This window comes from Roseateles sp. P5_B10 (assembly GCF_056400485.1).
This window is the reverse complement of the sequence record NZ_JBFULE010000332.1, coordinates 1-5,645: the sequence shown is the minus strand read 5'-3', so window position 1 is coordinate 5,645 and position 5,645 is coordinate 1. Positions and strand designations below refer to the sequence as shown.

4 protein-coding genes and 1 pseudogene are annotated in these 5,645 nt (G+C 67.9%); 3 read left to right on the top strand and 2 right to left on the bottom strand.

What is annotated here, in order from left to right; genetic code table 11:
- Together AC1DU6_RS18530 and AC1DU6_RS18525 are read right to left on the bottom strand one after the other, a co-directional pair.
- Positions 1-636 (bottom strand): 5-dehydro-4-deoxyglucarate dehydratase (locus tag AC1DU6_RS18530; RefSeq protein WP_477858794.1); only part of this gene is annotated, 636 nt, incomplete at its 3' end.
- Positions 637-743: 107 nt separating this feature from the next.
- Complete coding sequence (locus tag AC1DU6_RS18525; protein ID WP_457390703.1) at positions 744-1,469, bottom strand: FadR/GntR family transcriptional regulator; 726 nt, start codon at positions 1,467-1,469, stop codon at positions 744-746.
- 111 nt (positions 1,470-1,580) lie between these two features.
- Here AC1DU6_RS18525 and garD point away from each other — a divergent pair, with 111 nt between their 5' ends.
- The 3 genes and pseudogenes from garD to AC1DU6_RS18510 form a co-directional block, all read left to right on the top strand.
- The gene (garD, locus tag AC1DU6_RS18520; protein WP_477858792.1) at positions 1,581-3,170 is read left to right on the top strand and encodes a galactarate dehydratase; all 1,590 of its coding nucleotides are present in this window, start codon (positions 1,581-1,583) and stop codon (positions 3,168-3,170) included.
- Positions 3,171-3,446: 276 nt separating this feature from the next.
- A complete protein-coding gene (locus AC1DU6_RS18515) occupies positions 3,447-4,610 on the top strand; it encodes a tellurite resistance TerB family protein (RefSeq protein WP_457325184.1) in 1,164 nt (387 codons plus the stop codon).
- Between the two features lie 123 nt (positions 4,611-4,733).
- Positions 4,734-5,645 (top strand): annotated as a pseudogene (locus tag AC1DU6_RS18510) (alpha-D-glucose phosphate-specific phosphoglucomutase); the annotation flags it as partial.

Sequence of the window (5,645 nt, the reverse complement as noted above, 5' to 3'; positions counted from 1 at the left end):
CGAGTAGACCGGGCAGCCCATGGCCTTGTATGCGCCGGCAAACAGCTCGGCGGTGGGCAGGCCACCCAGGTAGGCGAAGCGGTCGCCCAGCGTCTGGCGGATGGAGACGAACTTCTCGATGTCGCCGAGACCGTCCTTGARGCCGATCAGGTTGGGGCAGCGGTCGGCCAGCACCAGCAGGCTCTGCGGGGTCAGCTTGCAGGCGCCGCGGTTGTAGACGACGACGCCGAACTTGACACTCTTGCAGACGGCCTCGACGTGATTGATGAGGCCTTCCTGGCTGGCTTCGGTCAGGTAGTGCGGCAGCAGCAGCACGCCCTGGGCGCCGAGGCGCTCGGCCTCCTGTGCGTACTGGATGGCCACTCGCGTGCCGCCACCGGCGCCGGCCAGGATGGGCGTGCGGCCGCGGCAGGTGTCCAGCGCCACCTTGATGATGTCGCTGTACTCGCCCGGCTCCAGCGAGAAGAACTCACCCGTGCCACCGGCCGCGAACAGCGCCGACGCGCCGTAGGGCTGCAGCCACTCCAGGCGCTCGGCGTAAGGCTTGGGCGCGAAGTTCAGCTGCGCGTCGAAGTCGGTCAGCGGGAAGGACAGCAGGCCGGCTTCGAGGACGGCTTTGAGTTCTTGGGGCGACATGGGAGGGTCTCCGTTCGGTGTTGGGATGACTGAAGTTGTAGGTCATCGTACAACTTGGATCAAATCCACAATCACTAGGGGTAACCCTTGGAAACCATTTTTAATGGTCAGCCGGTTTCGGCCTGGGCCCTGCGGCGGCGTTCGCGGCTGTTGGAGAGGTGGGTGCGCATGGCCGCACGAGCCGATTCGGCATCCTGGCTGGTGATGGCGTCGAGGATGCTTTCGTGCTCCGCGTTGACGCGCCGCATATAGGCCAGCCGCTCCGCACTCATGTCCGCCACCGGCTCCAGCCGGGCACGCGGAATGATCTGGGCCCCCAGCGTGGCCATCAGGTCGGCGAAGTGGCTGTTCTGCGTCGCGCGGGCAATCTCCAAGTGGAACTGGAAGTCGGCGGCCACCGAGTCCTGGCCGGCTTCGACGGCGGCAATAACTGCGTCCAGCGCCTTGCGCAGGGCAATGAGGTTGTCGGCGGTGCGCCGCTGCGCTGCCAGGCCGGCCGCCTCCGTCTCGAGGCCGATGCGCAGTTCCAGCACGGCGATGACGTCCTGCAGCGTGCTGAACTGTTCCGGCGTGATCTTGAATGACGGTCCGTCGCCAGGCCCGAGCACAAACGTACCGATGCCGTGCCGCGTCTCGACCAGGCCAGCCGCCTGCAATTTGGAGATGGCCTCGCGCACGACGGTGCGGCTGACCTCGAACTCGCCCATGATGGCCGCCTCGGTCGGCAGCTTGTCGCCGGCCTGCAACTGGCCGGCCCGGATGCGGTCTCCGAGCGAGTCAACCAGTTCGAGGGCCAGCGTGCGCGGCCGGCGGCGGGCGAGGGGGGCGTGCATTCGCGGGTTTTCCCGGAGTTTTGAAATGATTGCGCCGTCTAAAGTGACGGAAGTTGTACGACAACTAGAYGACGTACAACAACTTCAACTGTAGCAACGCCTTGGCAAACCATGACTGCTGTTTCCCCCCGTCCGCCCCTGACGCTGCGCATGCGCATTGAGGACAACGTCGCCATCGTTGCCAACGACGGCGGCCTGGCCGAAGGCACCGTGCTGCCGGACGGCATCCCAGGCGCGGGGCTGGCGCTGCGCGACAAGGTGCCGCAGGGCCACAAGGTCGCGCTGCGCGACATCGCCGAGGGAGAAGTGGTGCTGCGCTATGCCGTGCCCATCGGCTATGCGTTGAAGGCCATTCCCGCCGGTAGCTGGGTGCACGAGCGCCTGCTGCAGATGCCCGCCGCACGTGCGCTGGAAGGCCTGCCCATCGCCACCGTGAAGCCTGCTGTCGTTGAACCACTGGACGGCTACACCTTCGAGGGCTACCGCAACAAGGATGGCTCGGTCGGCACGCGCAACATCCTCGCCATCACGACCACGGTGCAGTGCGTGGCCGGCGTCGTTGCCCAGGCGGTCGCGCGTATCAAGGCCGAGCTGCTGCCGCGCTACCCGAACGTGGACGACGTCATCGGCCTGGAGCACAGCTATGGCTGCGGCGTCGCCATCGACGCGCCGGACGCCATCATCCCCATCCGCACGCTGAAGAACATCTCGCTGAACCCCAACTTCGGTGGCGAGGTGATGGTGGTCAGCCTGGGCTGCGAAAAGCTGCAGCCCRCGCGCCTGTTGCCGCCTGGGTCCTTCCCGATCACGGATGAACGCGACCCGGTAAGCGGCCCCGAGACGATCTGCCTGCAGGACGACGTGCACGTGGGCTTCATGTCCATGCTCGACGACATCGTGCAGAGCGCCCAGCCGCACCTGGAGCGCCTGAACGCCCGCAAGCGCGAGACCGTGCCGGCGAGTGAGCTCGTCGTTGGCGTGCAATGCGGCGGCAGCGACGCCTTCTCCGGCGTGACGGCCAACCCGGCCGTGGGCTTTTGCGCCGACCTGCTGGTGCGCGCCGGTGCCACCATCATGTTCAGCGAGAACACGGAGGTGCGCGACGCCGTCGATCAGCTCACCAGCCGTGCGGCGACGCCGGAAGTCGCCGACGCCATCATTCGTGAACTCGGCTGGTACGACCGCTACCTCGACCGCGGCCGCGTCGACCGCTCGGCCAACACCACGCCCGGCAACAAGGCCGGCGGCCTTTCCAACATCGCTGAGAAGGCGATGGGCTCCATCATCAAGAGCGGCAGCTCGGCCATCTCGCATGTACTCGCGCCCGGCGACAAGCTCAAGCGCGACCAGCGCGGCCTCGTCTACGCGGCCACGCCGGCTAGCGACTTCATCTGCGGCACGCTGCAGCTCGCCGCCGGCATGAATCTGCACATCTTCACGACAGGCCGCGGCACGCCCTATGGCCTGGCCGAATGCCCGGTCGTCAAGGTCGCCACGCGCACGGACCTGGCCCGCCGCTGGCATGACCTGATGGACGTCAACGCCGGCCGCATCGCCGACGGCGAGGCCACGATCGAGGAGACGGGCTGGGAGATGTTCCGTCTGCTGCTGGACGTCGCCAGCGGCCGCAAGAAGACCTGGGCCGAGCACTGGAAGCTGCACAACAGCCTGGTGCTGTTCAACCCCGCGCCTGTCACCTGAAATAACGCTGCCCCTCGCCCAGTCTTGCCCTGCTAAACGCGGGCAAGCCCAGTCGGTCTTGCAGACCGCGCTGCGGCTCGCGCCGCAGCTCTTCGGCAGGCACATGCCGCCCACTGGGCGCCATGTGTCCGGCCTCAGCCCCCGAGGGGACGGCGATGCTCGCGGCATCGAGCCGCGAGCACATCGCCAACCGGGCCGGCTAGGGAGCGGCCCGGCGCTCGGCCCGAAGACCGCGCCGTCCACGATGTGCACCCTCTCGTTCTATGCTTGGTCGCCATGACGACCCAGCAGCAACCGACAGTGGACCCAGCCGAACCCGGAACCGCGCTTGAAGGCGTGACGCAGGTAGTCGCCGAGCCCTTGCGTTTCAAGGCCAAGCTCGCCATCGGCGAGAACGCCTACAAGTCCTTGCGCATGATCAACCGCACCCGCGAGGTCTGGGACGTGCTGGGTGCCGCGGGCGCGGGCGCCGCCGTCGTGAAGTCGGGTGTGCTGGGCATCGGTGCCGCAGCCACGCCCATTGGCTGGGTGGCGCTGGCCGCGCTGGCCTCGGGCGGCGCCTGCTACGGCCTGTACCGGTGGCTGGGTGACACCAAGGGCGCGCGTGTCATCGAGATCCCCAAGTTCCTGAACACGCCGCTGGACACGCTGGGCCTGGCCCTCTTCGACCTCATCGCGCCGCTGGCGCTGCGGCTGGCCGCGGTGGATGGCCACATCGAGCCCGCCGAGCGGCAAGCGCTGGTGCAACACCTGGTGGACGACTGGGGGCTGGACGCCAGCTTTGTCACGCGGGCCATCGCGCAGATCGAGCCGAGCGTGATGCAAGGCTCGGTCGAGGAGGTGGCCGCTGAGCTGTCGGCCTTCCTGCATGCCAACCCCGACTGCAACCACAAGGCCATCGCCGCCGATCTCGGCCAGTTCCTGCGCCGGCTGCTGGAAGCCGGCGGGCCGCTGTCCGAGGCCGAGGAGGCGGCATTGGCAGCCAGCCTGACGCTGTTGCTGCAAGAGCCTGACGGCCCGCTCACCAAGGCCTGGGTCACCGCCAGGTCGGGCGCGGGCAAGGCGGCCGAACAGCTGGGCGCTTCGGCCAAGGAGGCGGCCGACTGGACGCGCGAGCGCCTGCCTTCGCCCGAGGAGCTGCAGGCCGCGGCCGGCACCGCAGCGACCAAGGCGTGGCATGGCGCCAGGTCGGGGGCTGAGCAATTGGGCACGTCGGCCAAGGACGCCGCTGACTGGACACGTGAGCGCTTGCCCTCAGCCGAGCAGTTGCAGGCCGCGGCCGATACAGCCGCGACGCAGGTCCAGCAGTCCGTGCAAAAGGCCGCCTCATGGGCTCAGGACAAGCTGCCCGCCGCAGCCCAAGTCCAGGATGCGGCCAAGCGCTCGGTGAGTTTTGCCAAGACCGGCATTGAGCGGATCAGGAAGCGGTCTGGCCGCTGAGACGCCGCGCGGCAATTGAGTTCCTGTAGGTCGGGGCCTGCAAGCCTGTGTGCCGATGTCCGGCACCGTGGCCGCGCCATGCTGGCAGTATGGTCTCACCGAAGAACGGGAGAGCCCCGAACGATGAGTGCTGAACGCCACCCCCTTGCCGGCAAGCCCGCGCCACCCGATGTCCTCATCGACGTCGAGGCCTTGCGCGAAGCCTATTTTTCGCGCCAGCCCGATCCGAGCTGCGCCGAACAGCAGGTCAGCTTCGGCACCTCGGGCCACCGCGGCTCGGCCCTGGATGGCTCGTTCAACGAATGGCATGTGCTGGCCATCACGCAGGCCATTTGCGACCACAGGAAGCAGAGCGACATCGCGGGCCCGCTCTTTCTGGGCGCCGACACGCATGCGCTGTCCGAGCCCGCTGTGCTCAGCGCACTGGAGGTGCTGGTCGCCAATGGCGTGGACGTGATGCTGGCGCCGGCGGGCCAGTTCACGCCGACACCGGCCGTGTCGCTGGCTATCCTTGAATACAACCGCGGCCGCGAAGGCTGGCAGCGCGCCGACGGCATCGTCGTGACGCCCTCGCACAACCCGCCGCGAGATGGCGGCTTCAAATACAACCCACCGCATGGCGGGCCGGCGGGCAGCGACGTCACGGCGGGCATCCAGGCGGCTGCCAACGAGTATCTGAAGCATTCGCTTGAAGGCGTCCTGCGCAAGGACGCCGAGCGGGCGCTCACCACGTCGGCCTGCCATGAGTACGACTTCCTCGGCAGCTATGTGGCGGCGCTGGGGCAGGTCATTGATTTCGACCTGATCCGCGCGGCCGGCCTGCAACTGGGCGTGGACCCGCTGGGTGGCGCGGGTGTGGCCTACTGGCCCGCGATCGCCGAGCACTACCGCCTGCCACTGACGGTTGTCAGCAACGAGGTGGATCCGCGGTTCGCCTTCATGACGCTGGACTGGGACGGCCAGATCCGCATGGACCCGTCATCGCCCTGGGCCATGCAAAGGCTGACGAGCCTGCGCGATCGCTTCGACGTGGCC

Excerpts from the sequence above, each read along its gene's own strand:
- AC1DU6_RS18525 (WP_457390703.1), bottom strand. The coding sequence starts at position 1,469 with ATGCACGCCCCCCTCGCCCGCCGCCGGCCGCGCACGCTGGCCCTCGAA.
- AC1DU6_RS18515 (WP_457325184.1), top strand. The coding sequence starts at position 3,447 with ATGACGACCCAGCAGCAACCGACAGTGGACCCAGCCGAACCCGGAACC.